This is a genomic window from Ruegeria atlantica (genome assembly GCF_013032505.1).
Taxonomy (GTDB): domain Bacteria; phylum Pseudomonadota; class Alphaproteobacteria; order Rhodobacterales; family Rhodobacteraceae; genus Ruegeria; species Ruegeria atlantica_F.
Window position 1 is genome coordinate 35,648 of record NZ_WQCG01000011.1, and the last position, 18,043, is coordinate 53,690.

The following is an 18,043-nucleotide window of genomic DNA, read 5'->3' on the forward strand; positions in this document are numbered from 1 at the left end:
AAGTGATCGCTGGGACGCTCTTGGACACCACAGCGTGGTAAATCTGGTCGGATAGCGCCCCCATAGATGCTCAAGCGGGATTACCTTGGAAACTATTCTTAAGGTTGAGTAAAATTAAAGTGTTGACCGTATAGGTATTTTTGGCAACAAAAGACAAAAAACAAAACTGAACAGGGTACGTCTTTGATTCGAATAGCTTTAGGTGCGGTGCTGGGCATTTCCTGGCTCGTGAGCGCAACGTCTGCTTTTGCGCAAGTGCACGATGCATTCAAGGGCGCATCGACGCCGGATATTGCAGTTGCCAATAGCGTTTTGTCGGATGGAAGCTTCCGGTATTCTGTTCCGATTGAAGTGCCGAAGTTCAGGGGGCTAGAGCCCAACCTGGACCTCAGGTATGTGTCCAGCTTCAATGGCCACGGTACCCCGGATGCCTTGTTGGGTGCTGGCTGGAAACTGGCTGCTCTGTCTTCGATCGAGAGGGTTTCATTTGGCGGCGGCACGCCGGTTTTTGATTTCAATCAGGACATATTTCGTCTCGATGGGCAGGACCTGCTTTTGTGCAACGATGCTCAAGCGACTAGCAAGCTCAATTTTCCATATCCAGCGGAACGCAAAACAAACCGTGAAAGTGCAAGCTGTTCAGCAGGCGGTCACTTCGCGACCTATGACGAGAACTACCTGAAGATCCAGCTGGACCAGCAGCTGAACGAGTTTCATGTTTTTAAGAAGAACGGCACCAAATACACCTATCGGAGCCAGAAGGTTGTTCTCGGCGTGCAGACAACACCGGGAACTGCAGAATATAGTCATCTCCATCTGGGCCGATACTTGCTTTCCAGTGTCACGGATCTGGCAGGACATACCGTGCGGTATACATATTTGGGCGGCGGACGCGCGAACGGCCATGCTCCACGGATTACCAAGATCTCTTATGAGTTACCGAGTGGGACAATTGTCTATTCCATTTTCCTCGGCTTTGATCAGATCCCGGCCGATGTGGCGCGACCGCGCTACGCAACCGGAACATCGTTGATTGGCCAGCAGCCTTTTCGTATCAGAAGTATTCGGGTTTTCGAGGGAGATGGGGCTAACAAGATCCGGGCGTACTTACTTGACTACACCGTCGCCGCCCAAACAAGAATCAGCCTTTTGAGCCAAGTTCAGAGGTATGGTGCTGATTTCGGATTTGATGCCAATCACATCCCGAGCGGTACGCCGCTAGGTGCGCCCTATCGGTTTACGTATACGCCCGACAACATGGCGGTTACCCGGAATTTTCTTGGGGCAAATGCTTTTGACGCTGTTGTTTCCACGCTTGATCTGGATCAGGACGGGCGTCAGGAAGTGCTGGTTGCCACTGGCACGGGAAACAAGGACCTGCGTGTCTACCAGTTCGACAACTATGGTGTGCCCTCGGTCAAACCTGTGGCTGGCTGGCTGCAAAATCTATACGCAAACAACAGTTGGACCCTTTCCTGGTTTGGCGGTGGTTCGACCGGCTCTGGGAACTCAATTGATCGGATTTCCCGTTTTGATCCCACATCTGGCCAGACATTCTATGCCTATACCAACATAACCCGCAGAAGAGTGGGTGATCCCGGTGAGGATAAACGGATTGTAACCAGAACAACGAGGCGGGCGATCCGGGGCATCACGCCGAACACGGCAGATGCCACTTTGAACGTAAACACCCCGATCCGGTTTTTTGGTAACTTTGACCGGGACCCGGGGTTGGAAGCAATTGTGGGCCGTAATGTCCATCAGGTAAATGCATCAGGCGGACTCTGGGGCGGATACTCGCGTGGTAGCATTATCGGAACGTATATGGCCGATATCGACGGGGACGGTCAGGATGAGTTGTTTGGGCCGGTCGGTAGTGACGATACAAATTGGAATTATTCCGATCCAAACGGAACGGGGTGGTTTCGCATAAAAACAACGCCCAATCCAATCAGGCCCCATGGTGCCGATGCACAATTCGGCTTTGGTGACTTCAATGGGGATGGCGCCCAGGACCTGGTCGTTGTGAAGCCTAGAACCGGTTCGACTCCGAGGATCATTGTTCATTTGTCCGATGGGGACGCGTTCAGAACCACAGGCGAAACCTGGATTGACTTTCATCCTGATGCGACGTTTCCGCAACTGAGCGTTCAGGTGCGGGACATGAACGGCGACGGCTTGGCTGATGTCGTGGTCACGCGTAAATGCAACTGGGTAGATGCGTGGTGTGTCCGGGGTCAATTTCAATCTCTGATCTATCTTTCGACAGGTAATTCGTTTCATGAACTCTCAGTTGGGCCAGTGAACGACGTTTACAGTACCCTTGGGTCCAAGCGCGGGGTCGTGGCAGACGTCAATGGTGACGGAATCGGGGACATTGTCGGCAAAGGCGGTAATCTGCACCTGTTTGGTGTGTCTGGCCCCAAGAGTGTTTTGGCCGCAATAACTGACCCGGCTGGTGGCCATCAGACAGTCGGCTACGTGCCTTCAACCCATTACAATGACAACAAGGTACCGCGTTCTTACCCGGTTGTTGGCAGCATCACGCGGTCGAACGGATTCAACGGGCAGGAACGTACCATCGATTTCAGCTATGTGAGCAACCGCTTTGATTATGATCGCCGTCAGACGGTTGGATTTAGAACCATTACCGCGACGCTTCCGGAAATTGCTGGAGAGTCCTCCCGCCCTCGACTTGTTACAACCTATGCACAACATGTCGTCAGTGGCCGGTCAGATTCAGCATTGAAAGGCAGAGCAACGTCACGGACCCTGATCCGGGGCGGAGTGACTTGGTGGCAGGAAATCAATGATTGGGGGTCAACAGGTTTGGATCTTAGGCCGAGACGATCCTGGAAAAACCGGACGCGCACGAAGACTCGTCACGGGCAGGCGCTGCCAGAACGAACCACCGAGTATCACTATACTGTCTTTGGCGAACTGGCCCAGTTTATTGACCTTGGTTTTGCCGGACCGGAAGATGATCGAACGACCTGGTATGTCTATAATGAAAACCCAGACAAGTATATTGTCGAAAAAGCATCGCATAAAATTGTAAATGCAGGACCGTCTTTTAACGGAAACAACGCGCACTGGCTGGCTGCGGAGTTCTTTATCTATGATGGTGAGCAACATGCCGGCGTAACCCCACCCGTACTCGGCCGCATAACTGAGGTGCGCCGATTGCAAAGGAATAATCAAAATGTAGCATTCGGGCAAACAGTTGGCACTTTCTCATACGATTCGTGGGGCAATGTTGTTTCGGAGACGGATGCTAAGGGTCGGGCGACCACACATTCTTATGATACAGGGAAACACCTGTTTCGCACTGGCACGACCAATGCGGCCGGTCACACGGTCAGCACGCACTGGCATCATGGGTGTCAAGTTCCGCTGACCGAAACGGATGTCAACGGGTTGGTGACGACGACCACGTTCGATGTGCATTGCAGGAAAATCGAGCAGCGTTCTCCGAACGGGCATGAGGTGAACTGGTCATACAACGCTTTTGGTAATCCAACAGCGCAATATGTCGAGACACGGTCTGCGTCGGCCGATTCCGGGAATGATCATCCTGATACGGTGTCGCGGCAGTACTTCAACGGCTTTGGCGAGGTTTACAAAGAAACCACCAGCGGTGCGACCAGCCGGATCGAAGACGCGATCGTCACGCTCAGCAGCTATGACAAACGTGGCAACCTTGCCTGGACCAGCATTCCATTGACCTGGGCGGAAGCAGCCGGAAACACGGCTGCGACCAATCAGCGGGTCAGCTTCAACTACGACACGCTCGATCGCGTCACCAAAACCACGGCGGCAGATGGAAAGTACTCCGTCCGGGAATATGAGCAAACAGGGCTCATTACGTCTTGGGGTACCAATCAAAACGGATATTTCCCATTTGTCGACGAAAAGAACGCGGATTGTTTTGACAATGATGCCACTACAATTTGTGGTTGGACTCGGAACACATTTGACGCGCGTGGAAATTTGATCATATCGGGGGTCCGAAATACTAATGTCGAACCAGGTACAGCTTGGTTTGATGATACCTTTTTCTATTTCGACACCTTAGATCGCTTGATAGCGGTGCTTGATCCTGGCCGCGCCCAGTGGACCTACACCTACGATGCTGTTGGCAACCGGCGGACAGCCAATGATCCCGGTCTGGGGCTGTGGTCGTTGTCCTATGATGCCACGGACAACCTCATCTCGCAGGTTGATGCCAAAGGTCAGACCATCGCTTACACCTATGATCAGCTGGATCGGGTCAAAACCAAAACCGTAAGCGGGCCGGGCCTGACCAGCATCACGACCCAGTACAGCTATGACCAGCCCAGGGCCGGGCATAACAATATTGGCATGCTGACCAGGGCTGCGATCAACGGCACCCATGCCATTGAGTACGACTACAACAATCAGGGTCTGCTCGCGAAAGAGCGGCACATGATTGATGGGCGAAGGTATCAGCTGCAGACTGAATATGCGGCCAACGGCGTGCCGTTGCGACGTGCACTGCCAAACGCGCCGGGCACGGAGACCACAGCCTGGACCGGTCCGTTCAGGTATGACGCGGCCAACCGTCTGACTGGATTTGGCGCGCACATTACGGGCATCACCTATGATCTCAGAAGCAACCCGATCGAGATCGTCTACGGCAACGGCCTGCGCTCGGTCAGCGAGTATTCCCGCAGCCGCGGCTGGATGAACCGGACCGAGGTGCGCGACGCCACCAACCAGGTCATGGCCAAGACGCGATATGTCCGGTCGGCCACCGGCCGGGTCAGCCAGCAATGGACCTCGCGGAATGAGGGCAACCTGAACTATTCCTATGATTACGCGGGCCGTCTGATGACAGTGGTCAACCGAAATGGTGTGATGGCATTCGATCAGAGCTTCACCTATGATGCGGCGGGCAACATGCGCTCGAACAGCCATCTGGGCACATATGCTTATGCCCCCGGCACGCACCGACCCACCACCGTGGCCGGTCAGAGTTTCACTTATGATTCCAACGGCAACATGCTGCAGGGCCTGCATGGCAAGGTGATGACCTATGATGGTGAAAACCGCCCGCTGAGCGTAACCTATGCCGGCACCACCACGTCTTACGTCTATGGTGCTGACGGTACGCGGCTGAAGCGGACCGACAAGACCGGTCAGCCGGATGAGACGGTCACGGTCACCTTCGGAGGTGTCGAGATCCGCAACTTCGGTCAAGGCGCGAGCGAAGAGATCGTGACCTACCCGCATCCCGATGTGCGTCTGGTCAATGGAGTGGCCAGCTACATGCACCGCGACCAGCTGAACTCGGTCCGTCTGATCACCGGCACGGATGGGGCCGAAGACAAGCGCAGCATCTATCACCCCTTCGGCAAGGCCCGGGACTGGACCTCGGATCTGATTGCCGCCCCCGAGACCAAGGGCTATATCGGCGAGCGCTACGACGCCGGCGCGGGCCTGCAATACCTCAACGCCAGATACTACGACCCCGAACTCTCCATGTTCATCCAGCCAGACTGGTTCGAAGTCACTCAACCAGGCGTCGGGACAAACAGGTACAGCTACTCATTCAGTGATCCAATCAACCTTTCCGATCCATCTGGAAATGCTATCGACAGTGCAGGGTCGCTGAAATCAGATAGCATCGAAGAAGGTGGTGACGGCAGAGATGGCAACACTGGTGGTGGGCGCGCGGATGGTGTGAACGCCAATGGAGCCGGTGAGCGAGAAACAGCATTCGGACCTGAAGACGAAGAGTACGAGGAAGCTCAAAGGCGACCTGGTCGACCTGGCCAACCTAGAAACCCTTCCGGATACTTGGAAGTGTTGCGAGAACAGGTTCTAAAGGCTCAGATCAATGCTGCGAGGGCAAAACTAGGGATGAAGCCAGCTGCCTATGCTCAGTCTCCTGGCTATACACCGAGCAGTCAAAGTAATGCTAGACTCCAAAGAGACCTTAGACAGCTACAAAGTGCAATCAGAGCTTCGAGATCCCCTATATGGTCAGGAACCAAAACTAAGACCCCTGCACAAAACGCCCAAGCGCACTATCAAAAGCACAAATTGGAGTTTCCTGAGTATTCCAATGCCGCGCAGTACACTCAAGCAGCAAGATCATTTGTGAGCAATCCACCCAAAGGAACTCAATCAAAAGTTCGTCCGAACGGTGATACTATGTACTATAATCCAAATACGAATACGTTTGCTGTAGCGACTCCTAGTGGAGCGCCACGAACAATGTTTAGACCGAGCGCAGGACGTTCTTACTGGGAAAATCAAATAAAATGAAGACACAAGCGAATGATGTAAAAGGATACCCATGTGCTTGCTGTGGGTTCCTCACGAGAAGCGAAAAATACTACGGGTCGTTTGACATATGCCCCATATGCTACTGGGAAGACGATAATCTTCAAGCTGACGACCCGACTTTTGAAGGTGGAAGTAACACCATAAGCTTGCTTGAAGCTAGAGAAAATTTTCTGAAGATCGGTGCCATCAAGCCTGAATATGTGAAACTGATAAGGCGCCCCACTGGCGATGAAATACCGGATATTCAATAGTATTAAGGGATGTGTCGCAAACTCTGGGGTCTAGTTGACGAGCATTCGTGATCTGAGGTTTGTACTGTTCGAAATATTTCGAACAGGTTTTTTGAGCATGATCTCGTTAAAAGGCTGTCATTTCCCCAAGGATGCAGTTTTGTACGCTGTGTTCTTCTATCTGCGCTACTCGGTGTCGTACCGCGACTTACGCACAACCTCCCAATTTTAGGCCCACACCTAAAACCAATGCAAATCTGCAAGCTCAACTGAGTGCACTGCAAGGACAAATTGCAAGTAATTCTGGCGTCTTAGGAAATTCTACGCCGGTTCAATCTGGTGCTGCAAGAGCTCCAAATACGTCTGTTCCCAACTCAGTTTATGAGCAGGTAACAAATGGCATTCTCAGCTCTAGGACATTTTATGATAGCAATGGCAGGCCGTTCTCTCGACAAGACTTCAACCATTCACACGGGGGTATGCGACCACATGAACACCACTTCAATTTCAATGGCCACGGCTTGCCCACAGGGCCAACCCAAGTAAGTCCCTTAAATGGGCAAGGATGGTAGAAATATGGCGAAGATTTATGACTTCGATACGAAAATCGCAATCGAGACTTTAACGAGTAGATTTGAAGACTTTCATGATTGGATAATCTTTGAATTCAGAGTCTTTATCCCTGATGTTGAAATTTCCGAGTATGAACAAGTTCACGTCTTATACAATGCTGAGCTTGTCCTCAAAGACCCTTACGGGCGGTTCGATGTTAAACGTGTTAAGTTTTGCTTCAGCAATATCGATATGGTTTCCTTGGAGGGTCTTTTTGAGTTGGGAAGTGAGTTAGCGGGACTTGTAGTCGAAAGAACCTCCGCGGGCATAAAACTCTTTACACCAGATAACCATCATCTGCGGATATCTGCCGCCACCTTGACTCTCGAACTACTATAGGAACAGAGGGTCGAATGTGACTCAGAAGCTGTCACCAACCCCACGGTCTTGTTCGCAGCTTCGAACTTGCGCCGGTAAACCAGATTAAGTCTCTGGCAGAAAGGACCTAGTTTATTAGCCGCGCCTGCAACTTGCGTGAATCGTCGCCCATGATTTCCAACCTCTGCCCCACCACCCCGCGCAAAACGTCCTTCACCACATACTCTGGGACACCCAGATCAGTAAGCCGCGTCACCGCTCCCTCAGGCGTGTTCGTGTGCAGAGTCGACAAAACCATCCGCCCCACCAGCGCCGCCCGACAGGCGATTTCGGCCATTTCCTCATCCCGGATTTCACCCACCATCAGCACGTTCGGGTCCTGACGCAAAAACGACCGCAACGTCCGGACAAAGGTCCACTTAATCTGATAGTGATTTAGATATGGGTATGAGCCGAAAAACCCATTCAGTTAAACGTCACGAGAACCGAAACTTCCTGAGGTTGCTGGCTACCATTCGACTGTGGCAAGCCTGTCAGATCGTTTTGGTAGTGGCGCGGCAAATTGGTCATATTGATCCGTGAAGAGTTGGATTTTATCGTCACCCATTGTTCGATGTCAGGGTACTTATTGGGGTCTCCACCTGCCTCTATGAATCTCTGACGCAAAGGCGTGTGTATCTGACCATCGCTCTTCATCGTCATAACAATCGAACCTAGGTCCTCCGGTAGCAAACGCTTGACGACGTCGCGCGGTGTTCTGGACAAATCAATCAATCCGTTAACGTCCTGAACAATGAGATTGGCGAATTGACCGTCGATTGTTACCGGGTAAGGGGAGCTATTAAGCGGAAGACTGTGGATTTCACCAAAACTGAGCATCGCATCCGCTATCAGGGGTCTTGCGAGTTCACGTATGGAATCCTCTAGCAAATCCTGTTGTTCTAACTGGCTCAAACGCTTAATTGTTCTGATGCCACTCACGGCTATGGATTGCGTAAGAACGATCAGGCTCATTATTAGAGCCAGGGATACAAGCGTTGAAAGCAAAACAACTCCGCGCCGTTTGTGGCGCTTCACTGTCAGTGAGTTTCTACTTGGGGATACGTAAAGCTTGAAGGCCAATTTTGTCTCTGTTCTGCTCTTTATCTCACTGTATCTTTCGTCACTCTGGTGTCTATGGGATGTTAGTGACAAGCCGCAACTTGTGCTGTCATTATCACTGATGCCTGTTCTTATCTGGCTTTCGATCGTAGATATGCAGTGCTTCGAAATCCCCGATCTCGCTACATTTTTCGTCGCTGCAATTGGCACCGCTTATCTAGCCTTTATCGAACCCCAATCGGTCTTCACACATGTTCTGACTGGAGCGCTGGTAACCGGTTTTTTTTGGTTGGCTGGTAGCCTCTACTTTCGGGCCGTGAAGGAGGATGGTTTGGGTATCGGAGATGCCAAGCTCTTTGGTGCAGGAGCTTTGCTGTTAGGTCCCTGGAAACTGCCCGAACTGATCTTGCTGTCGAGCATAGGCGGAATTCTCGGATACGGTATTTCAGTAATTAAATCACCCAGGGACAACGAAGGTATTCCTTTTGGCCCATTCATAGCCTATGCAATTTTTACACTCAGCTTTATGGAAAGTATTTTTCTGTGAAACATCATCGCTCTAGCACCCTCGCGGTGCGCAAGAAGGACTCGGGATTCTCCATTTTTGAAATCATGGTGACCCTGGCAATTATCTCGCTCTTGGTTGGCTTGGCCGCGCCCCGAATAATGGAGAGTTTCGGGAGAGCTAAATCAAAGGCTGCAGAGATACAGATGCACAGTGTTAAGGGTGCTATTCAATTATTCTACATAGACGTCGGCCGGTATCCCTCAGAGTCCGAAGGGTTGGATGTATTGTTGATTGAACCCGCTGCGATTGCCAACTGGAGAGGTCCATATCTCGACAAGGCAGAAGACATCCGAGATCCATGGGGTCGCATATACTTGTATCGCAGTCCGGGGAAAAACGGTGCGTTTGATCTGTACACGTTAGGCCGAGATGGTCACTCGGGGGGGACCAGAGAAGACAGCGACATATATCTCTGACGCTCGATCTTACCTGGTATGAATGTCAACGGAGGAGCCGGATTACCATCGGAATACTCCCATTCTAGTTTTATTAAATCAGGAAGGTGATTGCTTTCTGTCCACTTGGAGTGCCAACTCTTTTGAGGTGTTTTTGAACCGGAACCGTAGTAAGAAAATCTTACATTTTTCGCACCAGACACCAGAACAAAATCACGATCAATTGGGTCCTGATTGAGACGGTGTTTTCCTCGTCCTCGGATAACAATAGCTTGACCCTTAACTGCGCGGGACCGCACCGTAATCGTAAATTGCGTGAGAGTTCCACCCCAAAAAAAGTCATCAGCGACCAGGCTTTTGAATTCCAGTGTTTCCTGCCCACCCTGTAGCAATGCAGTGTTTTCACTGAAATTCGAAACAAGAGGCATTCGCTCGATCCAACCAACAAGTGAACGGCGAACAACCATGTCGTCTACTGACCGGGAAAATACCTGAAACCGTTCTATCGTTTGGCGATTGAAATTGAGTGTGTTTGCGAGCAACACCGCGATCAGCCCCATAATCGCAAGCGAGATCATCAGTTCAAATTGGGTAATCCCTGCTGTTCGTGATCTTCCCATCCGACTTAGCCTCGCCGCGCGACGACAATGCTGTACTCCTTCGCGTCTCGCTTCGAGTTAACTTGACTTATTGTCAGTATGATTTTGACGAACTTGAAATAATGATCATGTTTCGTGGGTTTCAGCCCTTGCTCGGTAACTTCCCGGATCTCCCATTCCCACCTATCCTTGTATATGCCGTACGTTGGCATCGCGGGATAGGTGATCGTATATTCATTCAATAGTGCCCGCACCATCATGGTTAATTCATACTCAGATTTCGCATCCACCAGCGACCGGGAAAGGCGGGTGGAAATGCTGTAGACACCAACAAGAACTACCCCAAGACAGGCCGTAGAAATCAAGGTTTCTAACAGGCTAAACCCTCGGACGGGACTTCGACGTGAGCTATCAGAAGGCAATTTCATTCACCTCTAGAATTGCCCCCATCAGAGAGTAAACTAGGAAACCTATGGCCAGTCCGAGAACCAGCGTCAGACATGGAGTAAGTAGGCTGAGATAGTTTTGTGATTTCCGCTCCACGAGCGAAGACGTATAGTCTGAAAGAACTGCGAGGGCATTGGGTAGACTGTTGGTCTTTTCACCGATGCGAAACAACTCTCTGAATGACGCCGGCGTGCGTGAATCCTCGTCGAAAACACCTGACGCCGATAGTCCTGTTTCAACAGAGGTTGCCGCTTCTATGAACTTTTGTCCTAGCGCGGAGCCATTACCCATGTTTTGCCCGGACATTCGTAACGCATCATTCAATGGTTGGCCCGAACGCAACAACAGTTCTGTTGATTGCGTCAGACGGGACAGCATGGCGAGATAAGATAGCGCGCCAATGATGGGCAGTTGGAACTTCAAGCCAGACAATACTGATTTCGTTTTTGGCAGTTGCAATGCGATCGTCAGAGCCAGCGCAATGCTAGAGAAACCTGCGAGAATGACCCACCACAAATCTCTGACAGTAGAGTTTACCCACAATAAGAAACTCAGGGAGCTTGGTGGGTCTTTACCAACGGACGCAAAAACGGGTTCAAGGTTTGGGGCCAAGTAAAGCGCGATCACAAAAAACAAAACGATCGCAGCGCAGACAAGTATCGTTGGGTAAATCAAAGCAGAAAGAACTTTTTGCCGTATCTGGCTCTGCGATCGAAAGAAACGCGCCAGTTCCTTCAATAAGTTTGGCAAAGTGTTGGTCGTGTCGCTAACCTGAAGAAATGACACAAAAATCGGGGAAAAAGACTTGTTCTCAAGTTCGAATGCTCTGGGAAAATCGACACCATCTGCAACATGTTGCCCGACACGTTCAAAGTGTCGCTTAACGTCTGTCCGTTCTGCAGACAACGCTGCAATCCGTACCACTTCGACGACAGGAAGCCTTGCCTGAAACAGCGTGCCAAGTAAATCGGCCACTATTGCCTGGTCTTGATATGGTAGGTGCGTGCGCCACAGTTGAATATCGCGTTTGTACCAAGGAATACTTACATTTGAATGAATTGGGCCGATGCCAAGGTTGACTACCGTCAGGCCTCGGGCTCGCAATGTCTCGAACGCAACTTTCTCTGTTGCCGCGTTGATAGTTCCGGTGTCGTTCGTTCCGGTCGCATCATACCCCTGGTAGGAAAACTCTGGCATTTTTAACCTCACTGAAGAACGTCGGTCACAGTGTGTTTTGGAGAACCAAGCCCAGTTTTTAAGATCGAGTCTGTTCTGGACAGTTTTGAACGCCAGTATTCCGTCGCTGTGCGTGCGTCAATTTCGGTGTTCACAACCCGCGGCCTAATAAGAACCAATAGCTCTGACCTCCGCTTGTCGCTCTGGGTTTTCCTGAACAGACTTCCAACGATCGGCGCATCGCCGAGCCCCGGTACTTTTGTTACTGTTTTTGTATCCGACGATTGAACCAAACCGCCAAGAGCCAACGTCGAGCCATCATTAAGCAAAACATTTGTTGCGACTTTACGCTGTCGAATAGTTGGTGAATCAATGCCCGAGGTTTGTTCTTGTGAGACACTGCTGATTTCTTGCACAACGTCGAGGACAACACGGCCATTCCGACTTATATTTGGAGTTACTGTCAGAATTACACCGGTGTCTCGATACTCGATATTTGTGATTGTCGGTGCATCACTCGAAGAGTTATCGGTTGACGTCTGAGTTGCAATGGGAACCTGATCGCCGATCTGTAACACCGCCTCTTGGTTATCCAGCACCATGAGTGTGGGAGAAGAGATGATTTTTACGTCCGTCACGCCAGAAAGTGCACTGAGCGCTGCTCGTGCGCCTCCTGTGCCAAATACTACAGAAAATCCCGGGAAAGTGGGCCTTGTGCTGCCGTTGGTCGCATCTGAGAATGTGTAATCAAAATTCCCACTTTCAAAGAACCACCGAACACCCAGATCCAATTCGTCGTTCAATCGAACTTCAGCGATCGTTGCTTCAAGCATGACTTGTTGCGGACTACTATCAATATCGTTTAGAAGTTCGCGAATTTCTCGATGTTCGCGGCGGTTTGCGCGAACAAGGAGCGCGTTTCTGGCTTTATCCGCAGCAACCCTGGATGCTTTGATTTCGTTCTTTAGGGCTTGACCGTCTGTACTGTCTTCTGTCGCTATCGGACCAGCTAAAAGGTCGTTCAGTATCGGAGCAACATCAACAGCAGCGCGATTTTGCAATTCATAAATCTTGATAAAATTTTTGGAGCCGCTTGCCGTTCGATCCAATTCCCGGATCCACTTTTGTGCAGCCGAAAGATATCGGGACCTGGACGTGATAATCAAAACCGACCCCAGACGTTTGTTAGGAATGAACTCTATGACACCTTCCAGATTCCCACCTTCTTCATTTTCAAATATTACATTCAATTCATCGACGATTGCATCGGGATCAGCGGAATTGAGTTCGATCAAAGCAACAGATTTACCTCTCAGCACATCCACGTCAAAAAGATTCAATGCATCCAAAGCTGCTTCTAGTTGAGCTGGACTGCCCGTCATCATAATCAGGTTTCGACGTCTATCCGCGACGGCCGTTAACCCTTCAGCGATCAGCGGTTCAAGCAGGTTAACCATTTGAGCTGCTGAAATATACTCAAGACGTGCGACAACAATGTTTGCTCCAGAGACGGAACCTGCAGATGCCAAACGAAATGCTTTATTCCCAGAAGTACCTGGTACGATTTTGACAATTTTGCCCTGCTGCACAAGGCGTGCGCCATTGGCAGAGAGGGCAGCTTCAAAAAGTTCTAGTAAAGAGTCCTTTGGAATTGGTCCGGTAGACTGAATGGTGATGGTGCCGCTGACATCATCGCCAACCGCATAACTCAATCCCAGAGTTTCGCTGAGAACGACTTCGGCCGCAGCCTCCACACTCGCATTCACGAGTGACACCTCTACCGTTTCGCCGTCTCGAGGCACTATGATCGCCTTGGATCTTCGCGTCGTTGCCCCATGCCGTGGATTTACGAACTGGTCGTTGCCGCGAGCCACTGCACTTGAGCGACCACTGAGGGCGACCGACGTATTCTCGCTGGAAAATCTGTTCAGAATTGAATTACGTTCCACTTTGACATCGTCACCAAACACCCCGGAACTTGTGGTGACAGTCTCGGTACAGGCGGTTAAAAATATGCAAGCTACCCAAATTGAGATCGTTTTAAACCGCATCATTCCTCACTTAACATCTTTGTCGACTGTCGTTCTTTTGTTGGTTTCAACGATGTGCTGGAATTCACCGGATTCTAAACGGACCATCCTTTTTGACACATCTGCAACATTCCACTCAAGCAAGCGGTCGCCGGCCCGAACCCAACGCTCCTCGGCGGTTGTCGGTAACGAAAGCAACACTCGTAAATCATCGCCGCGCCGCACGTAGCCACGAAACTCAAGAACGGGTAAAAAAGGGCGTGGTTTGGCGACAGGTTCGCTTGCTTTCGGTTTTGGCTGCGGAACACTAACCGCTAGAGGCGTTGGGAGTTCAGATTGGGGTGCGTTTTGCACGTTGCTTCTTGTTTCAGAGAACAAGGGCTTGTCTTTTAACATTTCTTGCCGCGTTTCATAGTCAGCAGTGTAGGGAATGCTAAAATTGATCTCTGGTGCCGCTGTGGCACCAGAAGCCTTGTTTCCAAAGTTGTCCTGAGCGGCAAGCGAATTGGTTTTTTCATTAGGCGGAAACAACGCTAACCAACCAAACAAACCCGCAAAAAGCCAGACCGTAAGTGGAGGAATGTAAACCCGGACACCCGTCATGCTTGGTCGCTCCAAAACACCCATAGGTTCACCTGTAGATAGATTGGGACACCCTGAGCGGAACCACGCTGACTCCGGCTCGGACGAATGCGAAGTGTTTCGATAGCGACTTTAGGAGTATGATGTTCTAACTCTGCTAAGAACTTAAATGCGTCGTCGAGAAATCCTTCGATTTCAATGCTGAATGAAACGATATCGTTCTGTGTTTTATGGCGTGCTTGTGAGTTGTTGAATGAAACAAGTGTCATCGCTGTTTGCGCGGTGAGATCGACGGCCATCTTTTGCAATGAAAGTTCAGCCGTAGCTTTGGTCTTGCCTTTCCACAACAAGTCGCTTGGGAAATCCGTTTCGCGTGTTTCAAGACGCAAGTATTCAAGTCGGTTTTGAATTTCAGAAATTTCTTTTTCGAGGTTGGACTTCCTGTTCGAAAGCACTTTTCTGTCATTTTCAAATACGAAGTGACTTGCCAGCAGCACGATACCAACGACGACGGCACCCAGAAGAAGGGTCAAAACTGATCGATACCTATTCACTTGCGTGCCTTCTCGGTTTTTCGATCACCGCCGCCAAATCGAACCTGTTTTTTCTGGAATAGCTGTCAAAGGTTACAGGTCCTGCAAGGTCAACTCGCTCTACCCAGGGAAGAGAGCTTATCTTCTCCATTACATCTGTGGCTTCACTGCCGGTAAAACCCGAGAATGATACCCTGGAACCGCTGATGATCAGTTCGGAAATCCAGGTTTCTTGATCAAGTATTTCGGTTAGATCGAAGATTATCGATAGTCGTTGATGTTCCGATACGAATAGATCGACATCCTGGATAACCCCTGTCTGGAACGAGGTTTCTTCCTCCAGCTGCTGTCTGAGGACAATTGCGTTCGCACTTAGCTCATTCTTCATTTGCTCCAACAGCGCAATGTCGTTCCGCAACGTTGTAGTTTCTGTAAATCCCCGCCACAGCACCAACAAAACTGAGCCGACAAAAAGCGAAGCCGCAACTACATCCCAAAGTCGGCGGGAACGATCGACATGGCGTCGGTAGTCAGAAAATAGCAAAGGTTCACATGCAACAGTTACGCTGATCGTTCGCACTTTGCCGTGCTTTGCCGCAATCACGTTTTCAATCTGTTCAAGTGTTTTTTTCTTTATGAGGTAGATCACAACCCGAAGGCTTGACTTCTCGTGTTTCTCGATCCGGTATCGCCAGGCAAGACCAGTACCGTTTTCTGGCAGCGATTGCCGCATGTTAACGTCTACTGCCTTCGAAAGGTCACTCTTGGCCGCGATAGGTATCGTCAATTCTCTTGTGAGCAACAATTCTTGAGCCAACGTCACATCGACAATTTCGCCCCGAGTGAGTGGTCCGGTGTCGACGGGTAGAGAGGCAATGTAAAGATTTCGCGACCATTCCGCCGAAAATCCGGGCAATACAATCCATCCCGGCAATTGACGGTACAGCCGAGCGCTAATAGTCACTAGATGACTACGAATTACCAACAGTATGCTTGAGTGTGTGTTCAACCTAAAAGTCTGCGTCCTAGTTTTTACTCAACTTATAGTATGATTTACTCACGAGATCAAAGATGACTTTGACCAAATACGTAACCTACAACATCGAAACCTTCATTGAGGATCTCCTGAATGAAAGTGCCATTGATCAATTGGGAGTGTCGCGCGCGTTGGCAATTGCCGAGGCAGAAGACATTTCGCTGGATCGGGCAATCCTGAAGTTGGGGCTCGTGGATGAGGAGTTGTTGATACCCAGGTTGGCCAAGTCTGCTGGCTGCAAGCAGATAGCCGACATTCCCGAGTACACTCCGGATTTGGTATCTCTGGATCTGCTGACGTTTTCATATTGTCAATCTAACCAAATTGTGCCCATTTCTGATGCGAACGGACGTTCGTTTATCTTATCGAGCGATCCTGCGAACGGTGCTCTCGGCGCGGAGCTTTTGTTTTTTCTTGAAAGACCGCCCGCTGTTGTTGCCGCGCCGACAAGGATCATTCGGTCTTTGCTTGCTTCTCTTGATGAGACGCAAGAAGATACAAAAGTATCCGGCGAACGCCTGCAAGCGGACCAGGAAGCGTTGCGACAGGGCGAGTTTGAAGGACCCGTTATTCGCTTTGTGTCCGAGATTCTTAACGAGGCGGTGGCAGTCGGGGCATCTGACGTCCATTTCGAAGCTCAAGAGGATGGACTACGGATCAGGCTTCGTATCAATGGGATTTTGCAAGCCCATCCGGTGAACCGGTCTTTAAGCGTTGTGTCGATCCTTGCACGACTCAAGGTCATATCTGGCATGAATGTTTCCGAGCGCCGATTGCCTCAGGATGGGCGAATTACGTCCACAATTGCAGGACGCAAGGTAGATTTTCGCGTATCGTCGGTCCCGACCAGTTTTGGCGAGAGTATTGTGTGCCGGGTTCTGGACCCCAATGCATTGCGGCTTGGGTGGGGCAAGTTGGGGTTCGATGCCGAAACGACGAGGCAGATCATTGAGATCATCGAGCAGCCAAACGGATTGTTCCTGGTTACCGGACCAACTGGCTCAGGTAAGACGACGACGCTATATACGGCGCTGGCCCATTTGAACGATGAAGGGCGCAAGATCCTGACGGTTGAGGATCCGATAGAATACAATCTGGCCGGTGTGGAGCAGGTCCAGGTCCACGAGGAAATCGGATTGACGTTCGCCCGAACGTTGCGTTCGTTTCTGCGTCAGGACCCGAATGTTCTGATGGTTGGGGAAATCCGAGATGAGGAGACGGCTGAAATTGCCTGTCGGGCGGCGATGGTAGGCCGGATGGTGTTGTCGACCCTGCACACGAACACGCCGGAAGGGGCAGTGACGCGGCTTACGAATCTCGGTGTGCCGGAATATGTGGTGAAGGCCGTGCTGCGCGGGGTGTTGGGGCAGCGTTTGGAGATCTCGGGCGGAGGCGTGCGGCGGTTGCAGGCGAAGCTTGCACTGTGAGCCGCAACTCAGTGCAACAGAGCCTGTCCGAGGCGGATGGAACAACGCCTAACGGAAGCAAACCCGACGGTTTTCAACCGCTTCCAAACAAGTTGGCAATGCCATTTGTTTTGTTTAGAGGGTGCCGACGGAGACCCGAACAAACCCCCAGCCCTTATCCATCCCAGCCTCATTGAGGCCGGTTACGAGTTGGTCGGACAGGAACAACAGCTTAGGCACCTTCGGGTCCAGTCAGATATCGGGTCCAGCCAGCGCTTCTGGAACAACGACAAGCTCTTTTTCTTGTCCGCTTATGGGTAGATATCTTACACCACCACCTCGGCAATTTAGAGGCGCGCTTGCTGGCCCATCTTCTGGTCCAAGCGCTTCATAATTACCCATGGAGCGTTTGTTGCACACATTCAGGAAGTAGTACGGCTCGGGTGTTGAGAGCCGGGTTTCGTGGGAATACATCAGGGTTAAGGGATGAAATACCGTTTCTCCCAGATCAAACCGTTCAAGAACAGATTTGGCTAATTCAGAGACCAGAGGATATCCACCACCGCTCATAAATGGCGGTCCGACGTATTCGGGATACGTATTGAAATACCAAATGTCGCCAACCGGCTCCTTGGTCAGGATGTCACCGCGCTTCCAGCTGTCAGATTCGTCGGTCAAGGTGCGCGTCCGCGAAACCT

General features: G+C 50.8%; 16 protein-coding genes. 6 read left to right on the forward strand and 10 right to left on the reverse strand.

Annotated features, from left to right (window positions below; all coding sequences use genetic code 11):
- Positions 1–255: 255 nt before the first annotated feature.
- The 3 genes from GOW92_RS23085 (at position 256) to GOW92_RS23100 (ending at position 7,493) form a co-directional block, all read left to right on the forward strand.
- Positions 256–6,291: an RHS repeat-associated core domain-containing protein gene (locus GOW92_RS23085; RefSeq protein ID WP_170565662.1), complete on the forward strand. Its 6,036-nt coding sequence runs from the start codon at positions 256–258 to the stop codon at positions 6,289–6,291.
- Complete coding sequence (locus tag GOW92_RS25410) at positions 6,288–6,563, forward strand: CPCC family cysteine-rich protein (RefSeq protein WP_170565665.1); 276 nt, start codon at positions 6,288–6,290, stop codon at positions 6,561–6,563. The genes GOW92_RS23085 and GOW92_RS25410 overlap by 4 nt, the downstream gene beginning before the upstream one ends.
- 555 nt (positions 6,564–7,118) lie before the next feature.
- Positions 7,119–7,493, forward strand: a complete 375-nt coding sequence (locus tag GOW92_RS23100; RefSeq protein WP_170565668.1) for a hypothetical protein — start codon at positions 7,119–7,121, stop codon at positions 7,491–7,493.
- 106 nt (positions 7,494–7,599) lie between these two features.
- Here GOW92_RS23100 and GOW92_RS23105 read toward each other — a convergent pair whose 3' ends face one another.
- Positions 7,600–7,941, reverse strand: a complete 342-nt coding sequence (locus GOW92_RS23105; RefSeq protein ID WP_170565736.1) for an ATPase, T2SS/T4P/T4SS family — start codon at positions 7,939–7,941, stop codon at positions 7,600–7,602.
- On the reverse strand, positions 7,938–8,486 hold the full coding sequence (locus GOW92_RS23110) for a hypothetical protein (protein WP_170565671.1): 549 nt from the start codon (positions 8,484–8,486) through the stop codon (positions 7,938–7,940). Before GOW92_RS23110 ends, GOW92_RS23105 begins: the two co-directional genes overlap by 4 nt.
- 208 nt (positions 8,487–8,694) lie before the next feature.
- Between GOW92_RS23110 and GOW92_RS23115 the strand changes: the two genes are divergently transcribed.
- Complete coding sequence (locus GOW92_RS23115; protein ID WP_170565674.1) at positions 8,695–9,120, forward strand: prepilin peptidase; 426 nt, start codon at positions 8,695–8,697, stop codon at positions 9,118–9,120.
- Between the two features lie 26 nt (positions 9,121–9,146).
- The gene (gene gspG / locus GOW92_RS25415) at positions 9,147–9,557 is read left to right on the forward strand and encodes a type II secretion system major pseudopilin GspG (protein ID WP_368040319.1); all 411 of its coding nucleotides are present in this window, start codon (positions 9,147–9,149) and stop codon (positions 9,555–9,557) included.
- Here the strand turns inward: gspG and GOW92_RS23125 are convergent.
- From GOW92_RS23125 to GOW92_RS23155, 7 genes are read right to left on the reverse strand one after another with little or no spacing between them, the layout of a single operon-like run.
- Positions 9,515–10,114, reverse strand: coding sequence for a hypothetical protein (locus GOW92_RS23125; RefSeq protein WP_170565676.1), 600 nt, complete (start codon positions 10,112–10,114; stop codon positions 9,515–9,517). The two genes, gspG and GOW92_RS23125, sit on opposite strands and share 43 nt — an antisense overlap.
- Positions 10,115–10,161: 47 nt before the next feature.
- Entirely contained in the window at positions 10,162–10,563 is a 402-nt protein-coding gene (locus GOW92_RS25420) for a type IV pilus modification PilV family protein (protein WP_170565679.1), read from the reverse strand.
- Positions 10,547–11,779, reverse strand: coding sequence for a type II secretion system F family protein (locus tag GOW92_RS23135; protein ID WP_170565682.1), 1,233 nt, complete (start codon positions 11,777–11,779; stop codon positions 10,547–10,549). The genes GOW92_RS25420 and GOW92_RS23135 overlap by 17 nt, the downstream gene beginning before the upstream one ends.
- Before the next feature lie 8 nt (positions 11,780–11,787).
- Positions 11,788–13,812, reverse strand: a complete 2,025-nt coding sequence (gene gspD, locus GOW92_RS23140; RefSeq protein WP_170565685.1) for a type II secretion system secretin GspD — start codon at positions 13,810–13,812, stop codon at positions 11,788–11,790.
- Between the two features lie 3 nt (positions 13,813–13,815).
- Complete coding sequence (locus GOW92_RS23145) at positions 13,816–14,415, reverse strand: hypothetical protein (RefSeq protein WP_170565688.1); 600 nt, start codon at positions 14,413–14,415, stop codon at positions 13,816–13,818.
- Positions 14,388–14,903, reverse strand: a complete 516-nt coding sequence (locus GOW92_RS23150; protein ID WP_170565691.1) for a GspMb/PilO family protein — start codon at positions 14,901–14,903, stop codon at positions 14,388–14,390. Before GOW92_RS23150 ends, GOW92_RS23145 begins: the two co-directional genes overlap by 28 nt.
- Positions 14,904–14,916: 13 nt before the next feature.
- Positions 14,917–15,819 carry a PilN domain-containing protein gene (locus tag GOW92_RS23155; RefSeq protein ID WP_170565694.1) on the reverse strand — a complete coding sequence of 301 codons (903 nt, stop codon included), beginning with the start codon at positions 15,817–15,819 and terminating at the stop codon, positions 14,917–14,919.
- Positions 15,820–15,974: 155 nt separating this feature from the next.
- On the opposite strand from GOW92_RS23155, the gene GOW92_RS23160 reads away from it, so the two are divergent.
- Positions 15,975–17,366 (forward strand): GspE/PulE family protein, encoded by a 1,392-nt coding sequence (locus tag GOW92_RS23160; protein ID WP_170565697.1) that lies wholly within the window; start codon positions 15,975–15,977, stop codon positions 17,364–17,366.
- A 231-nt stretch (positions 17,367–17,597) separates the two neighbouring features.
- Here the strand turns inward: GOW92_RS23160 and GOW92_RS23165 are convergent, their stop codons facing one another.
- The gene (locus GOW92_RS23165; protein ID WP_170565698.1) at positions 17,598–18,023 is read right to left on the reverse strand and encodes an imm11 family protein; all 426 of its coding nucleotides are present in this window, start codon (positions 18,021–18,023) and stop codon (positions 17,598–17,600) included.
- Between the last annotated feature and the right edge of the window lie 20 nt (positions 18,024–18,043).

Excerpts from the sequence above, each read along its gene's own strand:
- GOW92_RS25410 (WP_170565665.1), top strand. The coding sequence starts at position 6,288 with ATGAAGACACAAGCGAATGATGTAAAAGGATACCCATGTGCTTGCTGT.
- GOW92_RS23100 (WP_170565668.1), top strand. The coding sequence starts at position 7,119 with ATGGCGAAGATTTATGACTTCGATACGAAAATCGCAATCGAGACTTTA.
- GOW92_RS23110 (WP_170565671.1), bottom strand. The coding sequence starts at position 8,486 with ATGAGCCTGATCGTTCTTACGCAATCCATAGCCGTGAGTGGCATCAGA.
- GOW92_RS23115 (WP_170565674.1), top strand. The coding sequence starts at position 8,695 with ATGCCTGTTCTTATCTGGCTTTCGATCGTAGATATGCAGTGCTTCGAA.
- GOW92_RS23125 (WP_170565676.1), bottom strand. The coding sequence starts at position 10,114 with ATGATCTCGCTTGCGATTATGGGGCTGATCGCGGTGTTGCTCGCAAAC.
- GOW92_RS25420 (WP_170565679.1), bottom strand. The coding sequence starts at position 10,563 with ATGAAATTGCCTTCTGATAGCTCACGTCGAAGTCCCGTCCGAGGGTTT.
- GOW92_RS23135 (WP_170565682.1), bottom strand. The coding sequence starts at position 11,779 with ATGCCAGAGTTTTCCTACCAGGGGTATGATGCGACCGGAACGAACGAC.
- gspD (WP_170565685.1), bottom strand. The coding sequence starts at position 13,812 with ATGATGCGGTTTAAAACGATCTCAATTTGGGTAGCTTGCATATTTTTA.
- GOW92_RS23145 (WP_170565688.1), bottom strand. The coding sequence starts at position 14,415 with ATGGGTGTTTTGGAGCGACCAAGCATGACGGGTGTCCGGGTTTACATT.
- GOW92_RS23160 (WP_170565697.1), top strand. The coding sequence starts at position 15,975 with ATGACTTTGACCAAATACGTAACCTACAACATCGAAACCTTCATTGAG.